The organism is Nocardia asiatica NBRC 100129, assembly GCF_000308415.1.
In the GTDB taxonomy this organism is placed as follows: domain Bacteria; phylum Actinomycetota; class Actinomycetes; order Mycobacteriales; family Mycobacteriaceae; genus Nocardia; species Nocardia asiatica.
Genome location: NZ_BAFS01000124.1, coordinates 1 through 18,239, shown reverse-complemented (window position 1 = coordinate 18,239; position 18,239 = coordinate 1). Strand labels below are relative to the sequence as shown.

The 18,239-nt window shown below is 69.5% G+C and carries 18 protein-coding genes and 2 pseudogenes; 12 read left to right on the top strand and 8 right to left on the bottom strand.

The annotated features are described in order from the left end of the window. Positions 1 to 25 precede the first annotated feature (25 nt). From ON27_RS11535 to ON27_RS11520, 4 genes are all read left to right on the top strand, one after another. A complete protein-coding gene (locus ON27_RS11535) occupies positions 26 to 1,078 on the top strand; it encodes a PQQ-dependent sugar dehydrogenase (protein WP_086007465.1) in 1,053 nt (350 codons plus the stop codon). 93 nt (positions 1,079 to 1,171) lie between these two features. Then, complete coding sequence (locus ON27_RS11530; RefSeq protein WP_043724342.1) at positions 1,172 to 1,618, top strand: MarR family winged helix-turn-helix transcriptional regulator; 447 nt, start codon at positions 1,172 to 1,174, stop codon at positions 1,616 to 1,618. A 2-nt stretch (positions 1,619 to 1,620) separates the two neighbouring features. Then, positions 1,621 to 2,043, top strand: coding sequence for an organic hydroperoxide resistance protein (locus tag ON27_RS11525; RefSeq protein ID WP_043724221.1), 423 nt, complete (start codon positions 1,621 to 1,623; stop codon positions 2,041 to 2,043). Positions 2,044 to 2,059: 16 nt separating this feature from the next. After that, complete coding sequence (locus ON27_RS11520) at positions 2,060 to 3,046, top strand: zinc-binding dehydrogenase (RefSeq protein WP_043724218.1); 987 nt, start codon at positions 2,060 to 2,062, stop codon at positions 3,044 to 3,046. Here ON27_RS11520 and ON27_RS11515 read toward each other — a convergent pair. From ON27_RS11515 to ON27_RS11495, 7 genes and pseudogenes are all read right to left on the bottom strand, one after another. Beyond that, a complete protein-coding gene (locus ON27_RS11515) occupies positions 3,034 to 4,593 on the bottom strand; it encodes a phytoene desaturase family protein (RefSeq protein WP_043724337.1) in 1,560 nt (519 codons plus the stop codon). The genes ON27_RS11520 and ON27_RS11515 overlap by 13 nt on opposite strands. Before the next feature lie 166 nt (positions 4,594 to 4,759). Continuing rightward, on the bottom strand, positions 4,760 to 5,617 hold the full coding sequence (locus ON27_RS11510; protein ID WP_043724215.1) for a hypothetical protein: 858 nt from the start codon (positions 5,615 to 5,617) through the stop codon (positions 4,760 to 4,762). Continuing rightward, the gene (locus ON27_RS11505; RefSeq protein WP_245559915.1) at positions 5,614 to 6,195 is read right to left on the bottom strand and encodes a hypothetical protein; all 582 of its coding nucleotides are present in this window, start codon (positions 6,193 to 6,195) and stop codon (positions 5,614 to 5,616) included. Before ON27_RS11505 ends, ON27_RS11510 begins: the two co-directional genes overlap by 4 nt. Positions 6,196 to 6,222: 27 nt before the next feature. Continuing rightward, positions 6,223 to 6,312 (bottom strand): annotated as a pseudogene (locus ON27_RS45815) (MerR family transcriptional regulator); the annotation flags it as partial. An 11-nt stretch (positions 6,313 to 6,323) separates the two neighbouring features. After that, positions 6,324 to 6,416 (bottom strand): annotated as a pseudogene (locus tag ON27_RS45810) (MerR family DNA-binding transcriptional regulator); the annotation flags it as partial. A gap of 227 nt (positions 6,417 to 6,643) precedes the next feature. Beyond that, a complete protein-coding gene (locus ON27_RS11500; RefSeq protein ID WP_043724211.1) occupies positions 6,644 to 7,342 on the bottom strand; it encodes a DUF8020 domain-containing protein in 699 nt (232 codons plus the stop codon). An 82-nt stretch (positions 7,343 to 7,424) separates the two neighbouring features. Further along, positions 7,425 to 8,357 carry a PDR/VanB family oxidoreductase gene (locus ON27_RS11495; protein ID WP_043724207.1) on the bottom strand — a complete coding sequence of 311 codons (933 nt, stop codon included), beginning with the start codon at positions 8,355 to 8,357 and terminating at the stop codon, positions 7,425 to 7,427. A gap of 144 nt (positions 8,358 to 8,501) precedes the next feature. Between ON27_RS11495 and ON27_RS11490 the strand changes: the two genes are divergently transcribed. The 8 genes from ON27_RS11490 to ON27_RS11455 are packed head-to-tail and all read left to right on the top strand — an operon-like array spanning position 8,502 to position 16,251. Beyond that, positions 8,502 to 9,662 (top strand): acyl-CoA dehydrogenase family protein, encoded by a 1,161-nt coding sequence (locus tag ON27_RS11490; RefSeq protein ID WP_043724203.1) that lies wholly within the window; start codon positions 8,502 to 8,504, stop codon positions 9,660 to 9,662. 11 nt (positions 9,663 to 9,673) lie between these two features. Next, positions 9,674 to 10,198 (top strand): YiiD C-terminal domain-containing protein, encoded by a 525-nt coding sequence (locus ON27_RS11485; protein WP_043724200.1) that lies wholly within the window; start codon positions 9,674 to 9,676, stop codon positions 10,196 to 10,198. After that, entirely contained in the window at positions 10,195 to 11,088 is an 894-nt protein-coding gene (locus tag ON27_RS11480; RefSeq protein WP_043724193.1) for an alpha/beta hydrolase family protein, read from the top strand. Before ON27_RS11485 ends, ON27_RS11480 begins: the two co-directional genes overlap by 4 nt. Before the next feature lie 9 nt (positions 11,089 to 11,097). Next, positions 11,098 to 12,231 carry an ABC transporter ATP-binding protein gene (locus ON27_RS11475; protein WP_043724190.1) on the top strand — a complete coding sequence of 378 codons (1,134 nt, stop codon included), beginning with the start codon at positions 11,098 to 11,100 and terminating at the stop codon, positions 12,229 to 12,231. 35 nt (positions 12,232 to 12,266) lie between these two features. After that, positions 12,267 to 13,640, top strand: a complete 1,374-nt coding sequence (locus ON27_RS11470; protein ID WP_043724187.1) for an ABC transporter substrate-binding protein — start codon at positions 12,267 to 12,269, stop codon at positions 13,638 to 13,640. Then, on the top strand, positions 13,637 to 14,494 hold the full coding sequence (locus tag ON27_RS11465; protein ID WP_043724182.1) for a metallophosphoesterase: 858 nt from the start codon (positions 13,637 to 13,639) through the stop codon (positions 14,492 to 14,494). The genes ON27_RS11470 and ON27_RS11465 overlap by 4 nt, the downstream gene beginning before the upstream one ends. A gap of 4 nt (positions 14,495 to 14,498) precedes the next feature. Beyond that, the gene (locus ON27_RS11460; RefSeq protein ID WP_083887512.1) at positions 14,499 to 15,449 is read left to right on the top strand and encodes a carbohydrate ABC transporter permease; all 951 of its coding nucleotides are present in this window, start codon (positions 14,499 to 14,501) and stop codon (positions 15,447 to 15,449) included. Further along, on the top strand, positions 15,439 to 16,251 hold the full coding sequence (locus ON27_RS11455) for a carbohydrate ABC transporter permease (RefSeq protein ID WP_043724179.1): 813 nt from the start codon (positions 15,439 to 15,441) through the stop codon (positions 16,249 to 16,251). The genes ON27_RS11460 and ON27_RS11455 overlap by 11 nt, the downstream gene beginning before the upstream one ends. A 608-nt stretch (positions 16,252 to 16,859) precedes the next feature. Here ON27_RS11455 and ON27_RS11450 read toward each other — a convergent pair. Further along, positions 16,860 to 18,239, bottom strand: a 1,380-nt coding sequence (locus ON27_RS11450; protein WP_306306947.1) for an acetyl-CoA carboxylase biotin carboxylase subunit, incomplete at its 5' end; no start/stop codon positions are given.

Sequence of the window (18,239 nt, the reverse complement as noted above, 5' to 3'; positions counted from 1 at the left end):
GGCCTCGTTCCTGCTCGCGGCGGCGATGTCGGCGTGCGCGGACGAGAACTCGGCGGCGCCCAGGAGCGCTCCCCCTACCGTGGCGGGCACCCTCGCGCCGAGTGATCCCGCCGGTCGGCCCGGCCTCGACGCCGCCGAAGAAGTAGCGAGGGACATCGACGTTCCGTGGGGGCTGGCGTTCCTGCCCGACGGCGCGGCGCTGGTCGCCGAGCGGGACTCCGGACGGATATCGCGCGTCGTCGCGGGCCGTGCGCCCGAGCAGGTGTACCAACTGCCCGGCGTCGCCGCCAGGGGCGAAGGCGGACTGCTCGGGCTCGCCGTCGCGCCGGACTACGCCGAAAGCCGTTACGTGTACGCCTATTTCACCGCGATGACGGACAACCGGATCGTCCGGTTCCGGCTCGACGGGCCACCGGAGGTGCTGGTGGCCGGCATCGCGAAGGCCGGTAATCACAACGGCGGGCGGATCGCGTTCGGGCCGGACGGCATGTTGTACGCCGGGACCGGTGATGCCGGGGAGGCCGAGCGATCGCGGGATCCGGCCGATCTCAACGGGAAGATCCTCCGGTTGACTCCCGAAGGCCGCCCCGCGCCGGGCAATCCGTTCCCCGGTTCACCCGTCTACAGTCTCGGTCACCGAAACGTGCAGGGTCTGGCATGGGACCGGGCCGGGCGCTTGTTCGCGGCGGAGTTCGGGCAGAACCGATTCGACGAGATCAACCTGATCGAGCCCGGCCGCGATTACGGCTGGCCCGAGGTCGAGGGCGCGGGCGGCGCCGACCGCGGTTTCGCCGATCCGCTGCTGACCTGGACCACCGCGGAAGCCTCACCGTCGGGCATCGCCATCGCGGGTGACACCCTCTACGTCGCCGCGCTGCGCGGGAAGCGGCTCTGGACGGTGCCGCTCGAGAACGGCCGTGCGGGTGCGCCCCGCGCCGAGTTGCGCGACCGGTACGGCCGGTTGCGCACCGTCGAGGTCGCGCCGGACGGAGCGTTGTGGCTCACCACCTCCAACACCGACGGCCGGGGTGACCCCGACAGCGGCGACGACCGCGTACTGCGTTTCCCGGCGCGCTGAGCCGAGGCCGATCTTCCTCGCGGCCCGCGAGTGTGACGAGCACGACCCACTATTTGATTGTGCACAACTTAATTGCTCACTACATTGATGACCATGACCGATCACCTCACCCTCGACGCGCAGCTGTGCTTCCCGCTCTACGCGGCGTCCCGGGCGATGACCGCGGTCTACCGCCCGAAGCTGGAACGGCTCGGGCTCACCTACCCGCAGTACCTGGTGATGCTGGCGCTGTGGGAACGCGACGAACGCAGCGTCGGCGATGTCTGCCATGCGCTCGATCTGGATTCCGGCACCCTTTCCCCGCTGCTCAAGCGGCTGGCGGCGGCCGGCTTGATCGAGCGGCGGCGATCGGCGGCCGACGAACGGCGCGTCGACATCCGGCTCACCGAACGCGGGCGCGCACTGCGCGCCGAGGCGGGCGACATCCCGGCCCAGATGGCCGAGGCCAGTGGCCTGTCCATGGACGACGTCGTCGCGTTGCGCGACATCCTGCACCGACTCACCGATGCGCTGAAGTCCCAGCTGAACGAAGGAGAATAGACATGCGGATCCTCTACACCGCCGAGGCGCTGGCCAGCGGCGACGGACGCAACGGCCACGCGCGCAGCACCGACGGCAAGATCGACGTCGACCTGTCTGCGCCCAAGGAGATGGGCGGCGACGGCGCGGGCACCAACCCCGAGCAGCTGTTCGCGGCGGGCTACGCGGCGTGCTTCCATTCGGCGCTGCGCCTGGTCGGCAAGCAGGCCGAGGCGAACATCGACGACTCCGCCGTCGGCGCGAAGGTCGGCATCGGCGCGAACAGCGCCGGCGGCTTCGGTCTGGCGGTTACCCTGGAGGTCTCGCTCCCCCATCTGTCCAGGGCGGACGCGCAGGCGCTCGCCGACAAAGCGCACCAGGTGTGCCCGTATTCCAACGCGACCCGCGGCAACATCGACGTTCAGGTTCTCGTCGCAGACGACTGATCGACAAGGAGCGATTATGCGTGCGGTAGTCATCGAACGATTCGGCGAACCGAAGGATGTGCTGGCCACCGCCGAACGGCCGGTGCCGGAGCCCGGCCCGGGCCAGGTGCGGCTCGAGCTCATCCTGTCGCCGATCCACAATCACGATCTGGCGATCGTGCGCGGCGTGTACGGCTACCGGCCCTCGCTGCCCGCCATCCCGGGCAGCGAGGCGGTCGCGCGAGTCGACGCGGTGGGTCCCGGGGTCACCGACATGTCGGTAGGACGGCGGGTGACGGTGTCCGGCGCGCAGAACGTCTGGGCCGAGTATTTCGTGGTCCCGGCTCGCCAGGTCATCCCGCTGCCCGACACGGTCTCCGACGAGACCGCGGCCCAGCTGCTGGCCATGCCGCTGAGCGCGCTGATGCTGATCGAAGACCTCGACCTGCGCTCCGGTGAATGGCTGGCGATCAACGCGGCCAACGGCGCGGTCGGCAGGCTCGTCAACGTCTTCGCCCGGCAGCGCGGCCTGCGTGTGCTGAACCTCGTGCGCGGCCCGGCCTCGGTCACGGCGCTGCGTGAACTGGGCTACGAACCGGTACTCGACACCTCCGACGAGGGCTGGCGCGACCAGGTCGAAGCAGCGACATCGGGTGCGCCGATCGTCCGGGCCGTCGATCAGGTCGGCGGACGCGCCGCGGCCGACGAGCTGGCGTTGCTCGCGCCGGGCGGTCAGCTGATCTCCTTCGGCGCGCTCTCGGGTCAGCCGCTGTCGCTGGATCCGGGGCGTCTCATCTTCGGGCAGACCGTGGTGAAAGGTTTCTGGGGCGCCAAGCGGATCGAGGAGATCGACGCCGAGCACCGCGGACAGCTCGTCAGCGAGTTGATCGACCTCGCGGCCCGCGGCGTGCTGCGACTGGACATCGAGGCCGCCTTTCCGCTGGAAGCGGCCGCCGACGCCGCGGTCGCCACCGAGACGCCGGGCCGGGCCGCCAAGATCGCTCTGCGCGCTCAGCCTGCCTGACCGGCGTCGAGCACGGCCATCGCGGCATTGTGCCCGGGGATGCCGCTGACCCCGCCGCCCCTGATCGCCCCCGCGCCGCACAGGTACACGTTGCGGTGGCCGGTCGCCACGCCCCACCGGACGGCGGGGTCGGCCGGGTCGGCGTCCTCGGGGAGATAAGGGAACGCGAGATCGCGGTGGAAGATGTGTCCACCGGGTAGACCGATCTCGCGTTCGAGTTCCAGCGGTGTCTTGGCCTCCAGGCAAGGCGCGCCGTTCTCGTCTGTGGCCAGGCAGTCCGCGATCGGTTCGGCCAGCACCGAATCCAGTTGCGCCAATGTGGCTCGCACGAACTCGTCTTTCGCCGCCTCCGGGTCGGCGGCGAAAAGTTTCGCACGAGCATGCAGCCCGAACAGCGTGAGAGTGTGCGTCCCCCGCGCGGCCAGTTCCGGTGCCAGGATCGTCGGATCGGTCAAGGTATGGCAATAGATTTCGGCAGGGGGCGCGGACGGGATGCGACCGATCGCGGCCTCGCCGTAGGCCCTGTCGAGTTGGGCGTAGGACTCGCCGATGTGGAACGTACCGGCGAATGCCGCGTGCGGATCGACATCGGCGTCGCGCAATCGCGGCAGACGGCGCAGCAGCATGTTCATCTTCAGCTGTGCGCCTTCGGGTTTCGGCGGCAGGGCCGCGCCGAGCAGCCCCGCCAGGGTGTAGGGGGCGACGTTCGCGAGGACGTGCCGGGCGCCGACCGTTCCGTCCGGGTGACGGACTTCCGCGGCGTCGCCATCGGTGTCTATGCCCGTCACTTCGCAGCCGGTGACGATCTCCGCTCCCGCCGAGCGCGCGGCCTCGGCCAGTGCGTCGGTGAGCGCGCCCATGCCGCCGATCGGCACGTCCCAGTCGCCGGTGCCGCCGCCGATGACGTGGTAGAGAAAGCAGCGGTTCTGCCGCAGCGACGGGTCGTGGGCGTGGGTGAAAGTGCCGATCAACGCGTCGGTGAGCACCACGCCGCGCACGGTGTCGTCGTCGAAGGTCGACTCGATCGTCTCGCCCAGCGGCCGCTCGAACAGCGCCTCCCAGGTGGCCGCGTCGTCCACGATGTGCCGCAGCGCCTCTTCGGACGGCAGCGGCATGGTCAATGTGGGGAAAATACGCCGCGCCAACTGGTTCGTGCTCGCGTAGAACCGCTGCCAAGCACGGAATTCCCGATCCGAGCCGGTCAGTCGCGCGAAGCTCGCCGCCGTCGGCGTCGGCAGGGACGAGACGAGCAGACCGCCGTCGCCCACCGGCGTGTAGGACGAGACCGCCCGCCGCCGGGTCTCGAACCGCAAGCCCAGGTCCTGCACGATCGAGCGCGGCAGCAGACTCACCAGATACGAGTAGCGCGACAACCGCGCGTCGACGCCCGGGAAGACCCGCGCCGACACCGCCGCGCCGCCGGTATGCGGCTGCCTCTCCGCCACCAGCACCGACCGCCCGGCCCGCGCCAGATACGCGGCGGCCACCAAACCATTGTGGCCACCGCCGACGATCACGACATCATAGAAAGAGCGCGTCGGCGTCATCCGTTCTCGATAGCACGATCTGGCGCTGGACGACAGCGACCCCGCCGACAGCGGCGAAGAATTCAGCCGCGGCACGTCGAGTCGTTCCGAGGGCTCGGGGACGAGGATTTCGCAGCTCTCGACCGCTGTCTGCGGACGATCCGAGTCACCCGGATCGCGGCTGGGCTCACGTTCGGTCGAGGGACGCGCGGGCACGGAGTTCCGCGACGGCGGAGGCCGGGTCTTCGGCGAAGTAGCGGAAGGTGCGGGCCGCTGCCTGCTTGCCCAACGGGCGGGTGAAGGTGATCGGTTCGGTGAGTTCCACGGTGATCGTCGTCTGGCCGGCCACGGCGAGGTCCGCTCCGGCGTTGTCGTCCACGGCCGCCAGCGCGCTGTCGGGGTATCGGCGTTGGACGCGGGCGGACGCGATGCGCCGGGCGGGGATGTGAATGTCCAGCAGCGCGCCGTAGCGCAGTCGCAGCGAGCCGTCGGCGCCGATGACGTGCGGGCGTACGACGCAGGCGGCCTGCAAGGCGACGAGGAAGAACACTCCCCAGACGTCGAGGACGAGGACGATCGCGTGCACCACGGGCCAAGGGATGAGGTACGCGAGAGCCACTGTCTCCACGACACAGACGACCAGGAAGCCGTACACGACGGCCGACTGTCCGGAGGCGTACGGCACCGCCGTGTCTCCCTCGCGCACACCGTGCGGCCCGCGTCGAGCCAGCCAGCGCAGCAAGCTGGTGAACAGACGCAACTCGTGCACGATGAGCTTGCGCACCACCACGGGGACGAGATCCGCCACGGCCGCGGAGACGGCCTGGCGCCGGGTGCGGGCGCCGCGCCGGTGACGGTGATAGTCGAGAGCCAGCAGGACGGCCGCGGCCGGCGTCACGGCGAACACCGCCAGCTCCACGACCGTGCGCGCGAGCGGGGCGACGCGTACCCCCGATACCAGGCAGAACACCAGCGCCAGTTCACCGGGCACCACTGCCGCGCAGGACCACCGCACTGCCGTGCGCAGTGCCCGTAGCCGCCTCATCGGGTCGGCTCTTGCAGCAACTGGATGGCGCGGCGGATCGCACCGGCCTGCGCGGGCGCGAAATCGGCGAAGAACGCTTTCGCGAAACCGCTTTCGCCTATCGACTTCAGGTCCTCACCGCCAGGGAACCGCATCGCCTCGAGCAGCCCCTGCGGCATGCTGTCGACAATGGCACGGGCGGCCGTCTCCACCCGGGGATCGTCCTCAGGCGCGCCCGACAGCTCGTCGAGCTGGGTATAGATCTCGTACGCCCGCGCGATGGCCTGCGGATCGGATTTCAGCGCGTGGGTCAGCGCGTCGAGCCAACCACGGTCACCGTCCGGGGCGCTGGATTCCAGCAGCGCCAACAGCTCGCGGTCCTTGACCGCCATCGCGGGCTCCGGCCCGGGATGCTCGGCGGCGGCATGCGCCATGTCATCGAACAGCGCGGCCAACGCCGGTGAGACCGGCGCCTCGACCGGCAGCCTGCCGCCTTTCTCCGCCTGCCGCAGCAATCGCGCCAGGCGGGCGCGCCGCTGCCGGATGGACTGTTCCTGGCGGGCCATATCCGCGTCGAGCTCGACGAGCACCTCGGCCAAGTCCTTGCCCGCGTCCTCGGCCAAGACATCGCGGACCTCGTCCAGGCTCAATCCCAGTTCGGTGAGACGGCGGATGCGGGCCAGTTCGACCGCGTCGCGCAGCGAGTACCGACGGAACCGTTCGCCTGACGCGGGGGTTCGGGCAGCAGCCCGATGCGATGATAGTGCCGCACGGCTCGTGTGGTGACGCCGACGACATCGGCCAGTTCTCTGATCCGCATGACACCAGTGAAAACGTTGTCGCCGCGACAATGTCAAGCGCAGTTCGCCGCCGGTGGCATCCGGGAGGCATCGCGACAATGCGAACCGCACCACGCTCGCCGTCGAGCAGGATCACCGGCGACGCCATCGCTCGAGACGCTCCGGACGGGAAGACCCCGCCCGGCGCTATGGCCGGACGGGGTCGGGTGTCCCCCAACGAACGAGACGTCGGGTTCTTCTCCGCTATCTACTTCGCCTGAACCGGAGGAGGCTGGTTGATAGTGGTGAAGTACTGGATGGCGGCGCCGATGGCGACCGGGGCGGTGACCAGGATCTGGCCCGCGATGGTGCCGAGGGCGCCGATCGCGATGATGCCGCCGAGGCAGCCGATGGCCGCCGCCGGGATGAACGCGCCGAACAGGCCGACGATCGCGGCCGAGGCGACGGTCGCGCCCGCGATGCCGCCGAGCACGCAACCGACGGCGCCGCCGCCGATGCCGCCGACCAGGGTGCCGATGGTGGCGCCCATGGTGATGGTGCTGGTCATGCGCGACCAAGCGGCCTGTTCACGGTCGTACTCGTTCTTCCACGGCGCCTTGTCCTCGAACGGCAGGGCGACCGGTTTGTAGGCCGCGTGCGCCATGTCGAACCGGGGGGTCAGCGTGGCGGTGCGACCGGCGATATCGGCCACGATCGGGAACTCGAACTCATCGACGCGGAACTTCAGCGGCATACCGGTGAGCACGGTGCCGTTGGCGGCCTTGACCTTGAAGACGCCCTCTTCGACCACCATCGAACCGGCATCGGTGGTGACAATGGACTGGGTGTCGGTGGCGTAGGCGGTGAAGTCGACGGCGTCGTCGCTGTCGGGCTGCGCGCCGGCCGAGCCGGACGCGATCCCGACTGCGGCGACCAGCCCCGCGGCCACCGCAACGATTTTCCTCATCCTTGGTTCTTTCCTCTCGGTTTTTCAGGGGAAGCGGCCGCGCCGAGCGCGCCGCATGCCTGCCGCGGTCGCGGCGGGCAGGTCAGAGGTCGAGGACGAGCGGGCCGGACCTGGCCCGGGAGACGCACAGCATCATCGTGTCGCCGCGCGCCCGCTCCTCGTCGGTGAGCAGTTCGTCCCGGTGCTCGATGTCGCCGCTCAGCACCGCGGTTTCGCAACTGCCGCAGGTGCCTTCGCGGCACGAGGTGACGATGCCGATCCCAGCGGATTCCAAGACGTCGGCGATGGACTGGTTCGGACCGATCCGGAAGGTCTTGCCACTGGCCGCCAAGCGCACCTCGAACGGCTCGTTCGGCGCGAACCGCAGCTTGCGCGGCACGAAGCGCTCCACGTGCACCGGCACCGCGCGCCGTGCGCCTTCGTCCTCCGCGGCGGCCAGCAGCGGCTCCGGCCCGCAGCAGTACACGGCGGTGTCGCCGAGGCCGGTGAAGATCTCGGCAAGCGGCAGCAGCCCGTGCTCGTCCTGCGGCAGCAGCTTCGCCCGCGGATAGCGCTCCGCGATGGTGTCGGCGAACGCCATGTGTCCCTTGGTGCGTCCGCCGTAGTACAGCGACCAGCGCGCACCGGCGGCTTCCGCGGCGGTAACCATGGGCAGGATCGGCGTGATCCCGATTCCTCCGGCGAGGAAGACGTACCTGTCACTGCGTACGAGTTCGAAGTTGTTGCGCGGCGCGGATACTCGCAGCACGGAGCCGGGCTGCGCGGCTCGGTGCAGATAGGCCGAGCCACCGCGCCCGTCCGGTTCGTGCAGCACCGCTACCCGCCAGCGCGCCCGGTCGGCCGGGTCGCCGCACAGCGAGTACTGCCGCACGCCCGCCGCGCCGACCGCGACATCGATGTGGGCTCCCGGCGTCCACGACGGCAGTTCGCCACCGTCGACCGAGGCCAGCTCGAGCGAGAACACGCCCTCGGCCTCGTCGCGGCGGCGCCAGACTCGCACCGCTATGTCAGTCATTTCGTCCCCTAGCCCGGCAACGTCTCCGCGATCACCGTCGCCGAGATGAGCCGCCCCCGCAGCGGACGAATGGGCAGTCGATTCGCACAATCGACGTTGACTATCGCGCCCTCCCCCGGCCGGCGCCGCCCCGAGACTGACGCCATGACCACTGTGGCGCAATTGGTGGACAAGACCACCCAGTTCATTCGGGACCAGGTCGTTCCGGTGGAACGCGAGGTCGTCGTGGACGGGCGGGTGATGGACGACGCTCTGCGGCTCGAGCTGCAGAAGAAGGCCAAGGAGGCCGGCGTCTTCGGCCCGCTGTCGGACCCGCGGTACGGCGGGCTCGGCCTGGACACCCGCGCCCAAGCGCAGGTGCTCGAAGCCGCGGGCGCCAGCCTGCTCGGCCCGATCGCCGTCAACGCGTGGGCGCCCGACGACGGCAACATCCACCTGCTCGCGCACGTGGCGAACGAGGAGCAGAAGCAGCGCTACCTCGCGCCGCTGGCCGCGGGCGACGTCCGTTCCGCGATCGCGATGACCGAACCGGCCCCCGGCGCCGGATCCGACCCCGGCATGTTGCAGACCGTCGCCGAGGAGACCGACTCCGGCTGGGTCGTCAACGGGACCAAGCATTTCACCACGGGCGCGCAGGGCGCGGCGTTCACCATCTGCGTGGCGCGCACCGGCGACGGCCCGACGATGTTCCTGGTCGACCAGGACAACCCCGGGATGCGAGTGGGCCGCCGCATGCCGACCCTCGACCACACCAGCGCGCCCGGCGGCCACTGCGAGGTCACCTTCACCGACTGCGAGGTGCCCGAATCCGCCGTGCTGGGCCAGGTCGGCCAGGGTCTGGCGCTCGCGCAGGTCCGGCTCGCGCCCTCGCGCCTGGTGTTCTGCATGAACTGGCTCGGACTCGCGGTGCGGGCGCACCGGATGACCATCGAGCACATCGGTACGCGCACGTCGTTCGGCGTCCCGATCGCCGAGCACGGCATGGCCCAGGGGCTCGTCGCCGACAACGAGATCGACATCGCCGCCGCGCGCGGCGTGATCCGCACCGCCGCCGAGACCATCGACGCGCAGGGGCCGACCTCCTCGCAGGCGCGGCACGAAGCCTCGATCGCCAAGACGTTCGTCTCCGAGGCGGTCTGGCGGGTCCTCGACCGGGCGGTCCAGCTGCACGGCGGGCTCGGCGTCTGCGAGGACCACCTGGTCGCCCGGTTCCTCGTCGAGGCCAGGGCCTTCCGGATCTACGAGGGACCGTCGGAAGTCCTGCGCTGGTCGATCGCCCGTCGCGCCCTGCGCACGAAACGCTGAAGGAGCAAACCATGACCACGCGTGAGATCGCCGGCTTCGCGGCCGCCTATCCCGAACTCGACTGCGCCGCTGTCGATTACGAGTACCTGCGGGCGGTGTCCCAGGAGATGGTGCCGTTCGGGCGCCACGTCGGCACGCTCATCGCCGAGATCGGGCCCGACCGCGCCGTCGTCGAGATACCCGCCGTCGGCGAGGTCCGCAACCACATGGGCACCGTGCACGCCGGAGCGCTGTTCACCGCCGCCGACATCGGCGGAGCGGCCGCGTTCGTCGGCGCCGCGGCCACCCGCCTGCGCACCGTCGAGCGGCTGGTGCTGCGCGGCGGCAGCGCGTCCTACCGCAAACCGGCCATCGGCCGCATCCGCGCCGTCGCGACCGTCGACCAGCGCGAACTCGCCGACGTGCTCGCCGCCACGGCCTCGCGGCGTTTCGAACTGACCGGAAAGGCCAGTTTGCTCGATGACGGCGATGTCGTCGTCGCGAAGTTCACCTTCGACTACGTGTGTGACGTGACCATCGGGGAGGGCGACCGATGACCACCACGGCGCCCGAGAACCGTTCGGAGTTCACCGCCTTGGAGTCGGCCGCGGTCGACACCGCCGACGGCGTCACCTTCATCGTCCGCTTCCTGGCCTCGAAGAAGCCGGGCGCGCCCGTCGTGCTGATCCTGCCCGCGATGGCCATGAAGGCGAAGAACTACTTTGCCCTCGCGAAAGAGCTTCACGCACAGGGCATTTCGGTGGCAATGACCGACTTGCGCGCGCACGGTGAGGCCAAGCCGGAGCTGGGGCTGCACCGCGACTTCGGTTATCGGGAAATGATCGAGACCGACCTGCCCGCGCTCGTCGCGGCGGTGCGGGCGCGTTTCCCCGAGGCGCCGATCCAGCTGTTCGGGCACAGCTTGGGCGGACAGCTCGCGCTGCTGTTCGCCGCGGCCGAACCCGACCGGGTCGCGGGCGTGACCGTCATCGGCACCGGCACCGTGTTCTGGTGGGCCTTCGGTGTTCGCCGCTGGTGGGAGGCGCTGAGCCAGATCCAGTGGATCGGCCTGGTCTCCCGCTGGAAGGGGCACTGGCCCGGCGGCGTGCTCATCCCGGCCCCGATGCCGGGCGGCGTCATGCGCGACTGGTCGATGCATTCGCTGACCAGCTACTACCGCCCGAAGGGCAGCAAGCGCCGGTACAACACCCTGCTGCGCGAGCTGACCGCGCCGGTGCTGGTGATCTCGCTGTCCGACGACGCGCTCGGCCCGAAGTCGAACGTCGACTTCCTGGTCTCCCGGATGCCGAAGGCGCGGGTGACGCACTGGCACATCGACGAGAACTCGCCGGTGCGCCACCGCGACCACTTCCTCTGGGTGAAGGATTCGCCCGCGATCGCGGCCAGGGTGGCGACCTGGATCGTGGCCGGCGAGCTGCCGGGCTGAGGGGCGACGGTGGCACGACTGCGAATCGAAGCGGTGTCGAAGCGATTCGGCGCCGCCCACGCGGTGCGCGAGGTGAGCCTCGACATCGCCGACGGCGAATTCATGGTGCTGCTCGGCCCGAGCGGCTGTGGCAAATCCACGCTCCTGCGCATGATCGCCGGACTGGAGGACCCCTCCGACGGCCGAATCCTGCTGGACGACAGGGACATCACGCACCAGGCGCCGCAGCAGCGCGATCTGGCGATGGTGTTCCAGAGCTACGCGCTGTACCCGCACCTGACCGTCGCCAAGAACATCGGGTTCCCGCTGCGCGCCCGGCGCACGCCGCGGGCGAAGATCACCGAGCGGGTGTCGGAGGTGGCCGCGGTACTCGGTCTGAGCGAATTGCTGCGCCGCAGGCCGTCCGCGCTGTCGGGCGGCCAGCGTCAGCGCGTCGCGCTGGCGCGCGCCATGGTGCGCGATCCCGGCGCGTTCCTGATGGACGAGCCACTGTCCAACCTGGACGCCAAGCTGCGCAGCGCCACCCGCGCCGAACTGATCGGACTGCATCAGCGTCTCGGCGCGACCTTCCTGTACGTGACCCACGACCAGGTCGAGGCCATGACCATGGCCGATCGGATCGCGCTGCTCAACGAGGGCCGGGTGGAGCAGGTGGGCACGCCCACCGAGCTCTACGACCGTCCCCGGTCGACCTTCGTCGCCGGTTTCCTGGGCGCACCGCCGATGAACCTGTTCCCGGCCGTCGTCACCGAGCGTGACGGTTCACTGCGCGTGGTGGCCGACGGCATCGACACCGGATTGTCCATCGGCGCCGGTGATTTCGGCGACGACCTGGAAGTGGTCGCCGGGATCCGCCCGGAACAGCTGCGCCTGGACCCGACCGGCGCCGACATCCGCGGCCGGGTGACGATGGTGGAGAACCTCGGCAGCGAGGAACTGATCCATTTCACCACCGGCGATCGGGTTCTCTGCGCCAGAGCGCCCCGGCCCGCGGGCGTCACGGTCGACGACAGCATCGCGCTGCGGGCCGACCCGGCGCACATCCATCTCTTCCACGCCGCCTCCGGCCTGCGCCTGACCTGGCAGCAGACGCGGCAGGACGCTCGAATCGACAGCGCGGGCGAACCCGTCGCTGTCGCCTGAACCCGGAACACCCCCAACTCGATGAGGAGAACACCGTGAAACGCACCGCGCCCATTCTGGGCCTGGTGTTCGCAACCACCGTCGCGCTCAGCGCTTGCGGCGGACTCGGGAGCACCACCACCGACTCGAACGCCGGCAGCGCGCAGATCCCGGAGCTGAAGCCCGATCAGCAGGTGTCGATCGTGTTCGAGTCCTACAACTACGGACTCGCCGGCGCCTGGACCGATACCTTCAACTCCTTGATCGCCGATTTCCGCACGAAGTTCCCGAACATCACGGTGACCGCGCAGAAACCGCAGGGCAACAGCCCGAACCCGGCCACCGACACCGTCTCCAGCATCCAGAACCAGATGGTGGCGGGCAACCCGCCGGACGTCGCCCAGCTCGGCTTCAGCGACCTGGACTTCACCATCCACCAGCTCGGCGCCAAGCCGCTGGACACCCTGGTCGGCAAGCAGGACGTGCAGCGCAATTTCGACGGGGCGAAGCATCCGTTCGCGCCGAAGGCCCGCACGCTGGCCGACTGGGACGGCCACACCTACGGTGTGCCGTTCGTGTTCTCCACGCCCGTGCTCTATTACAACGCCTCGCTGTTCGCCGCGGCGGGCCTGGATCCGGCGAAGCCTCCGGCCACCTGGCAGCAGGTCGCCGAGGCCGCGACGGCGATCACCGGGAAGACCGGCAAGGGCGGGGTCTACATCGACTGCCTGACCAAGACCGCCAAGGACTGGTGCTTCCAGTCGATGGTGCGCTCCAACGGCGGCCGGGTGATCTCCGAGGATCGCACGAAGCTCACCTTCGCCGACGCTCCCGCGGTCGAGGTCGCGGCGATGAGCCAGCAGTTGGTCAGCTCCGGCGGCATGCCCAAGCTCAACCAGAAGCAGGGCTACGAAGCGTTCGCGCGCGGTGAGATCGGCATGATCCTGGAGACCAGCGCGATCCAGGGCACCTTCGTCACCGGAGCCAAGGACAAGTGGGATCTGCGCTCGGCGCCGATGCCTAGCTTCGCGGGCAAGCCGACCGTGCCGACCAATTCCGGCGCTTCGCTGCACATCCTGTCCAACGACCCGGCCAAGCAGCGCGCCGCCTGGGAACTGATCAAGTTCCTGACCAGTGAGTCCGCCTACAGCAAGATCTCCCAGGGCATCGGCTACCTGCCGCTGCGCACCGGCCTGATGGACGATCCGGACGGATTGCAGGCCTGGTCGAAGCAGAACCCGCTGCTGGCGCCCAACGTCGCCCAGCTGGCGAACATGGAACCGTGGATCTCCATGCCCGGCAACAACTATCTGCAGATCCGCGACGGCATGATGGACGCGGTCGAGGCCGTCGTCTTCCAGGGCAAGGACCCGCAGTCCACCCTCACCGCCGCCCGCGATCAGGGCGCCGAACTGCTGCCGACGTCATGAGCGAGGTGACGATCGTCCAGCTCACCGACACCCACATCCGGCCCGCCGGGGAATGGGTGCACGGCATGGTGGACACCTACGCCAATCTCACCCACGCGTTGCAGCAGCTGCGGGCCTCCCGGCAGCGCGTCGACGCGCTGGTGCTCACGGGAGATCTGACCGACACCGGGTCGCCCGAGGCCTACCAACGGCTGCGCGGCGCGGTCGAACCGGTGGCCGCGGAACTCGGCGCGCAGACCATGTACGTCATGGGCAACCACGACGAGCGCACCGCCTTCGCCACCGAACTGCTCGGAGCCGATCCCGCCGAGATCGACCCGGACACCACGCACGACCAGGTGGCCGACGTGGCGGGTCTGCGGGTGATCGCGCTGGACAGCACGACTCCGCGACGGCACGACGGCCGGCTCGAGCAGCGGCAGCTGGACTGGCTGGCCGAGCAGCTGCGCGAACCGGCGCCGCGCGGCAGTCTGCTGGTGCTGCACCATCCGCCTATTCCCTCGCCGGTCGCGGCCACCGAATACTTGCGGCTGGAACGGCCCGAGTTGCTGGCCGAGGTGCTGGCGGGCTCGGACGTGGGGCTGATCGTCTGCGGGCACAATCACCTCACGGGCGCGGCGGCTCTGGCGGGCATCCCGGTCTGGATCGGGCCCGCGCTGGCCTACCGGATCGACACGATCGCGCCGTCCGGACGGCACCGGGGATTGATCGGATTCGGCTACAGCCGGATCGATCTGCTCGGCTCGACGCTGGTCGCCACCGCGATCGAGGCGACGCCCGCCGAGACCCTCTACGACCGGCCCGAGCAGGACGTGCTCGACCAGCTCGCCGCGCTGGCCGCGGAGGCCGGATAACTCGATGTTCGTCGTGGAATCACCCTTGGTGACCGCGGAGCCGGCCGAAACGGTCGCGCCGTCGCATCGCCCCGCCCGGTTGCGCCGGGCGGGGCGGTTCGCCGCGCCCTACCTGTATCTGGCGCCCGCGCTGGTGTTGCTCGTCGTGTGGATCTACCGGCCGCTGGTCCAGGCGGTCGAACTGTCCACCTATTCGTGGAACCTCTTGCCGACCGCGCCGATGAAACCGGTCGGCACCGGAAATTACGAACGGCTGCTGGAGCTTCCGGCCTTCTGGGACTCGGTCGGCCGCACCGGAGTGCTGATCGCGGGCATGCTGCCGTTCACGGTCGTGCTCCCGCTGCTCGTCGCGCTGGCCAGCCGACGGGTGCACGGCCGGGCGCGGACGGTGTACCACGCGTTCGTCTTCGTGCCGTTCCTCGTCGCGCCCGTCGCGGCGGCGGCGGTGTGGCGCTGGTTGCTGCATCCGGGCAGCGGCTTCGTCGATCAGGTCCTGCGCTCGGACCGCAACTGGGTCTACGACGTGGGCACCGCGCACGGAGTGATCATCCTGATCACCGGATGGCAGTTGCTCGGGTTCGCCGTGCTCGTGATCTGGGCGGGGCTGGCCGGCATCAGCGGCGACTACGACGAGGCCGCCCGGGTGGACGGCGCGAGCGCCCGGCAGATCCGCCGGTGGATCACCTTGCCCCTGCTGTCCCCCACGTTGCTGTTCCTGGTGCTGACCACGGTTCTGCTCAGTCCGACCCTGACTTTCCCGCTCATCGACTCGATGACCCAAGGCGGTCCGTCGCAGGCGACCACCAACATCTATTACCTGTTGTGGGATTACGCCTTCCACAGTTTCGACGCGGGGCTCAGCGCCGCCGCCGGTGTGCTGCTGTTCGCCGGGTTCGGAGTGATCGCGGGGATCTTGGTTTGGGTCTCGGAAAAGGTTGCCTTTCATGATGATTGACCGATTACGCACCGCGGGCAGCCACCTGCTGCTGGCCGCGACCGCCGTGCTGTGCGCGTTCCCGATCTACTGGCTGTTCGCCACGTCGCTGCGGCGGCCCGAGGACGTCACCTCGCTGTCGCCGATCCCCTGGCCGATCTCCCTGGCCAACTACGGCGACGTGGCCGACAAAGTCGACGTGGTCGGCCTCATCGGCAACACTTTCTTCGTCGCGGCGCTCTCGGCGGCGGGGCAGCTGCTGATCGCGCTGCTGGCCTCCTACGCGTTCGCGATGTACACCTTCCCGTTCCAGAGACTGCTGTACCTGGCATTCGTCGGCACCTGGCTGGTGCCGTTCCAAGTGACGATGCTGCCCAACTACGTCCTGCTCACCGAGCTCGGCCTGATCAATTCGCTGATCGGCGTGGTGCTTCCGACGCTGTGCTCGGCGCTGGCGGTGCTGCTGCTACGCCAGCACATGGCCGGCTTCCCCAAGGAACTCGTCGCGGCGGCGAAGATCGATGGCCGATCCTCCTGGTCGATCCTGTGGACCGTGGTCGTGCCGAACCTGCGTCCCGCCCTGGCGGCGTTGGGCATCCTGCTGTTCATCAACGCGTGGAACGAATACTTCTGGCCCGCGGTGGTGCTGCGCCAGTCCAACAGCGTGCTCCAACTGGGCCTGCGCAGCTTCATGGGCACCGAGGGCGACCAGTGGGGGCCGATGATGGCGTTGGCCAGCCTCGCCTGCCTTCCAGTGCTACTGATGTACCTGCTGCTGCAACGTCATATCGTCAACGCGTTCGTGCGGTCGGGGTTGAAGTAGGGCGCTCTACGCGCCCCGCTCGCCTCGCGGTCCGTGCTACCGACGCACTCGCTCGTGCGAATGCCCTCATGGTTTACGCCTTCCCAAACCCTAGGGCTCGAACCGGCGACCGCATCGCGCGATCAGAGGACCTCGAAGATACGGTTCTCGCCGCCCTGCACGACCCGGCAAGCCGCACCTACAACGACCGGAAGCGCGGCGAGGGCAAGAAACACAACGCCGCCCTCATCTGCCTGGCCCGGCGCCGCCGCGACGTGCTCTACGCCATGCTCGGAACCGAATTCGAGCGAAATCCGCTGGCCCCAGCATCGACATGGTGCCACGATCACGTGACATCACGTCGTGACGACCGCGCTGAGAGGACGCCGCATGATCGCGGATCTCCGCATCCGTTTCGCTGTCGACGACGAGGTGCTCTCGCGGCTGCACACCGACGCGTTCGGCGGTGGCCATGAGCTGAGCCCTTGGAAGGCACGCCTGGAACGGCACAGCAGATCGTGGGTCGGTGCGTTCGTCGGCGATCGGCTTGTCGGCCGTCGGCGAACACATAGCCGACGGGGTGCGCCGCCATCGGACGCGGGCCGTCACCGCGTCCGATGGCGGCGGCTTCATGAGGCGACGCGCGACACCGTGGTGAGGGTCCCGATGAGGGCGGTGTCGTGGTCCGCGGCGCGGAAGCGGGGGTGGTCGAGGATGTCGTGCAGGAATTCGGTCGTGGTGGCGATGCCTCTGCCACGGATTCTGGTCTCGGCCAGCGCCCTGCGCATGCGAGCGATGGCCGTGCGCCGGTCGGGCGCCCAGACGATGATCTTGGCGAGCAGCGAATCGTAATGCGGCGGAATGGCATAGCCCGGTGAGACGTGGGTGTCGATACGGACGAACGGCCCACCCGGGAGGGCGCACTCGGTGAGTGTGCCTGGCGCAGGTGCGAATGCGCGTTGCGGATCCTCGGCGTTGATCCGGCATTCGATGGACACTCCGCGCGGGGTTGCGGCATCGACGGGCAGCGCCAGCGGCAGGCCCGAGGCGATGCGCAACTGCTCGGCGACGAGGTCGATGCCGGTGACCATCTCGGTGACCGGATGCTCGACCTGCAAACGGCAGTTGACCTCCATGAAGTAGAAGCGCCCCTGCTGGTCCAGGAGGAATTCGAAGGTTCCGGCTCCGACGTAGCCGACGGCCTCGGCGCCCCGCACGGCGGCCGCGCCGATCCGGGCCACGAGTTCCTCGGACAGTCCCGGAGCGGGCGACTCCTCGACGAGCTTCTGGTGCCGCCGCTGCAACGAGCAGTCCCTGGCGCCGAGATGCCGCACCGTGCCGTGCCGATCGGCCAGGATCTGTACTTCGATGTGCCGCGCCGAGTCGAGGTAGCGCTCGACGTACAGGCGGCCGTCCCCGAACACCGCGGTGGCATTGGCGCGGGTCTCCTGCCAGGCGGCGGAGAAGTCGGCGGAGTCCCGCACGACCCGCATCCCACGGCCGCCGCCGCCCGCCACCGCTTTGATGATCACCGGATAACCGATGTCGTCGGCGAGGGCGTGCGCCTCGTCCACCGTCTCGAGCGGATCGCGGCTGCCCGGCAGCAGCGGCAAGCCGGCCGCGGCCATCAGCGACCGCGCCGTCGACTTGTCGCCGAGATCGGCCATGATCGCCGCGGGCGTGCCGACGAACACGAAGCCCTCCGCCTCGCACACTTCGGCGAAATCGGGGTTCTCGGAGAGGAATCCGTATCCAGGATGGATCGCGTCGGCGCCGGTGGCCCTGGCGGCCTCGATGACCGCCGGAATGTAGGAGTAGCTGCGCTTGGCGGGACCGGGACCGATCCGGAACGCTTGGTCGGCCAGCCGTACCGCCGCCGAATCGGCGTCGGCCGCGGAGTACACCGCGACGGTGGCGATCCCGAGTTCGGCGCAGGTGCGGATGACCCGCACGGCGATCTCGCCGCGGTTGGCGACGAGCACCTTGCGGATCGGCCGCGCGGTCATCGC

What these genes read in the sequence shown, in the direction of transcription:
- ON27_RS11535 (WP_086007465.1), top strand. Translation starts at nt 26, where the DNA reads ATGTCGGCGTGCGCGGACGAGAACTCGGCGGCGCCCAGGAGCGCTCCC.
- ON27_RS11530 (WP_043724342.1), top strand. Translation starts at nt 1,172, where the DNA reads ATGACCGATCACCTCACCCTCGACGCGCAGCTGTGCTTCCCGCTCTAC.
- ON27_RS11525 (WP_043724221.1), top strand. Translation starts at nt 1,621, where the DNA reads ATGCGGATCCTCTACACCGCCGAGGCGCTGGCCAGCGGCGACGGACGC.
- ON27_RS11520 (WP_043724218.1), top strand. Translation starts at nt 2,060, where the DNA reads ATGCGTGCGGTAGTCATCGAACGATTCGGCGAACCGAAGGATGTGCTG.
- ON27_RS11515 (WP_043724337.1), bottom strand. Translation starts at nt 4,593, where the DNA reads ATGACGCCGACGCGCTCTTTCTATGATGTCGTGATCGTCGGCGGTGGC.
- ON27_RS11510 (WP_043724215.1), bottom strand. Translation starts at nt 5,617, where the DNA reads ATGAGGCGGCTACGGGCACTGCGCACGGCAGTGCGGTGGTCCTGCGCG.
- ON27_RS11500 (WP_043724211.1), bottom strand. Translation starts at nt 7,342, where the DNA reads ATGAGGAAAATCGTTGCGGTGGCCGCGGGGCTGGTCGCCGCAGTCGGG.
- ON27_RS11495 (WP_043724207.1), bottom strand. Translation starts at nt 8,357, where the DNA reads ATGACTGACATAGCGGTGCGAGTCTGGCGCCGCCGCGACGAGGCCGAG.
- ON27_RS11490 (WP_043724203.1), top strand. Translation starts at nt 8,502, where the DNA reads ATGACCACTGTGGCGCAATTGGTGGACAAGACCACCCAGTTCATTCGG.
- ON27_RS11485 (WP_043724200.1), top strand. Translation starts at nt 9,674, where the DNA reads ATGACCACGCGTGAGATCGCCGGCTTCGCGGCCGCCTATCCCGAACTC.
- ON27_RS11480 (WP_043724193.1), top strand. Translation starts at nt 10,195, where the DNA reads ATGACCACCACGGCGCCCGAGAACCGTTCGGAGTTCACCGCCTTGGAG.
- ON27_RS11465 (WP_043724182.1), top strand. Translation starts at nt 13,637, where the DNA reads ATGAGCGAGGTGACGATCGTCCAGCTCACCGACACCCACATCCGGCCC.
- ON27_RS11460 (WP_083887512.1), top strand. Translation starts at nt 14,499, where the DNA reads ATGTTCGTCGTGGAATCACCCTTGGTGACCGCGGAGCCGGCCGAAACG.
- ON27_RS11455 (WP_043724179.1), top strand. Translation starts at nt 15,439, where the DNA reads ATGATGATTGACCGATTACGCACCGCGGGCAGCCACCTGCTGCTGGCC.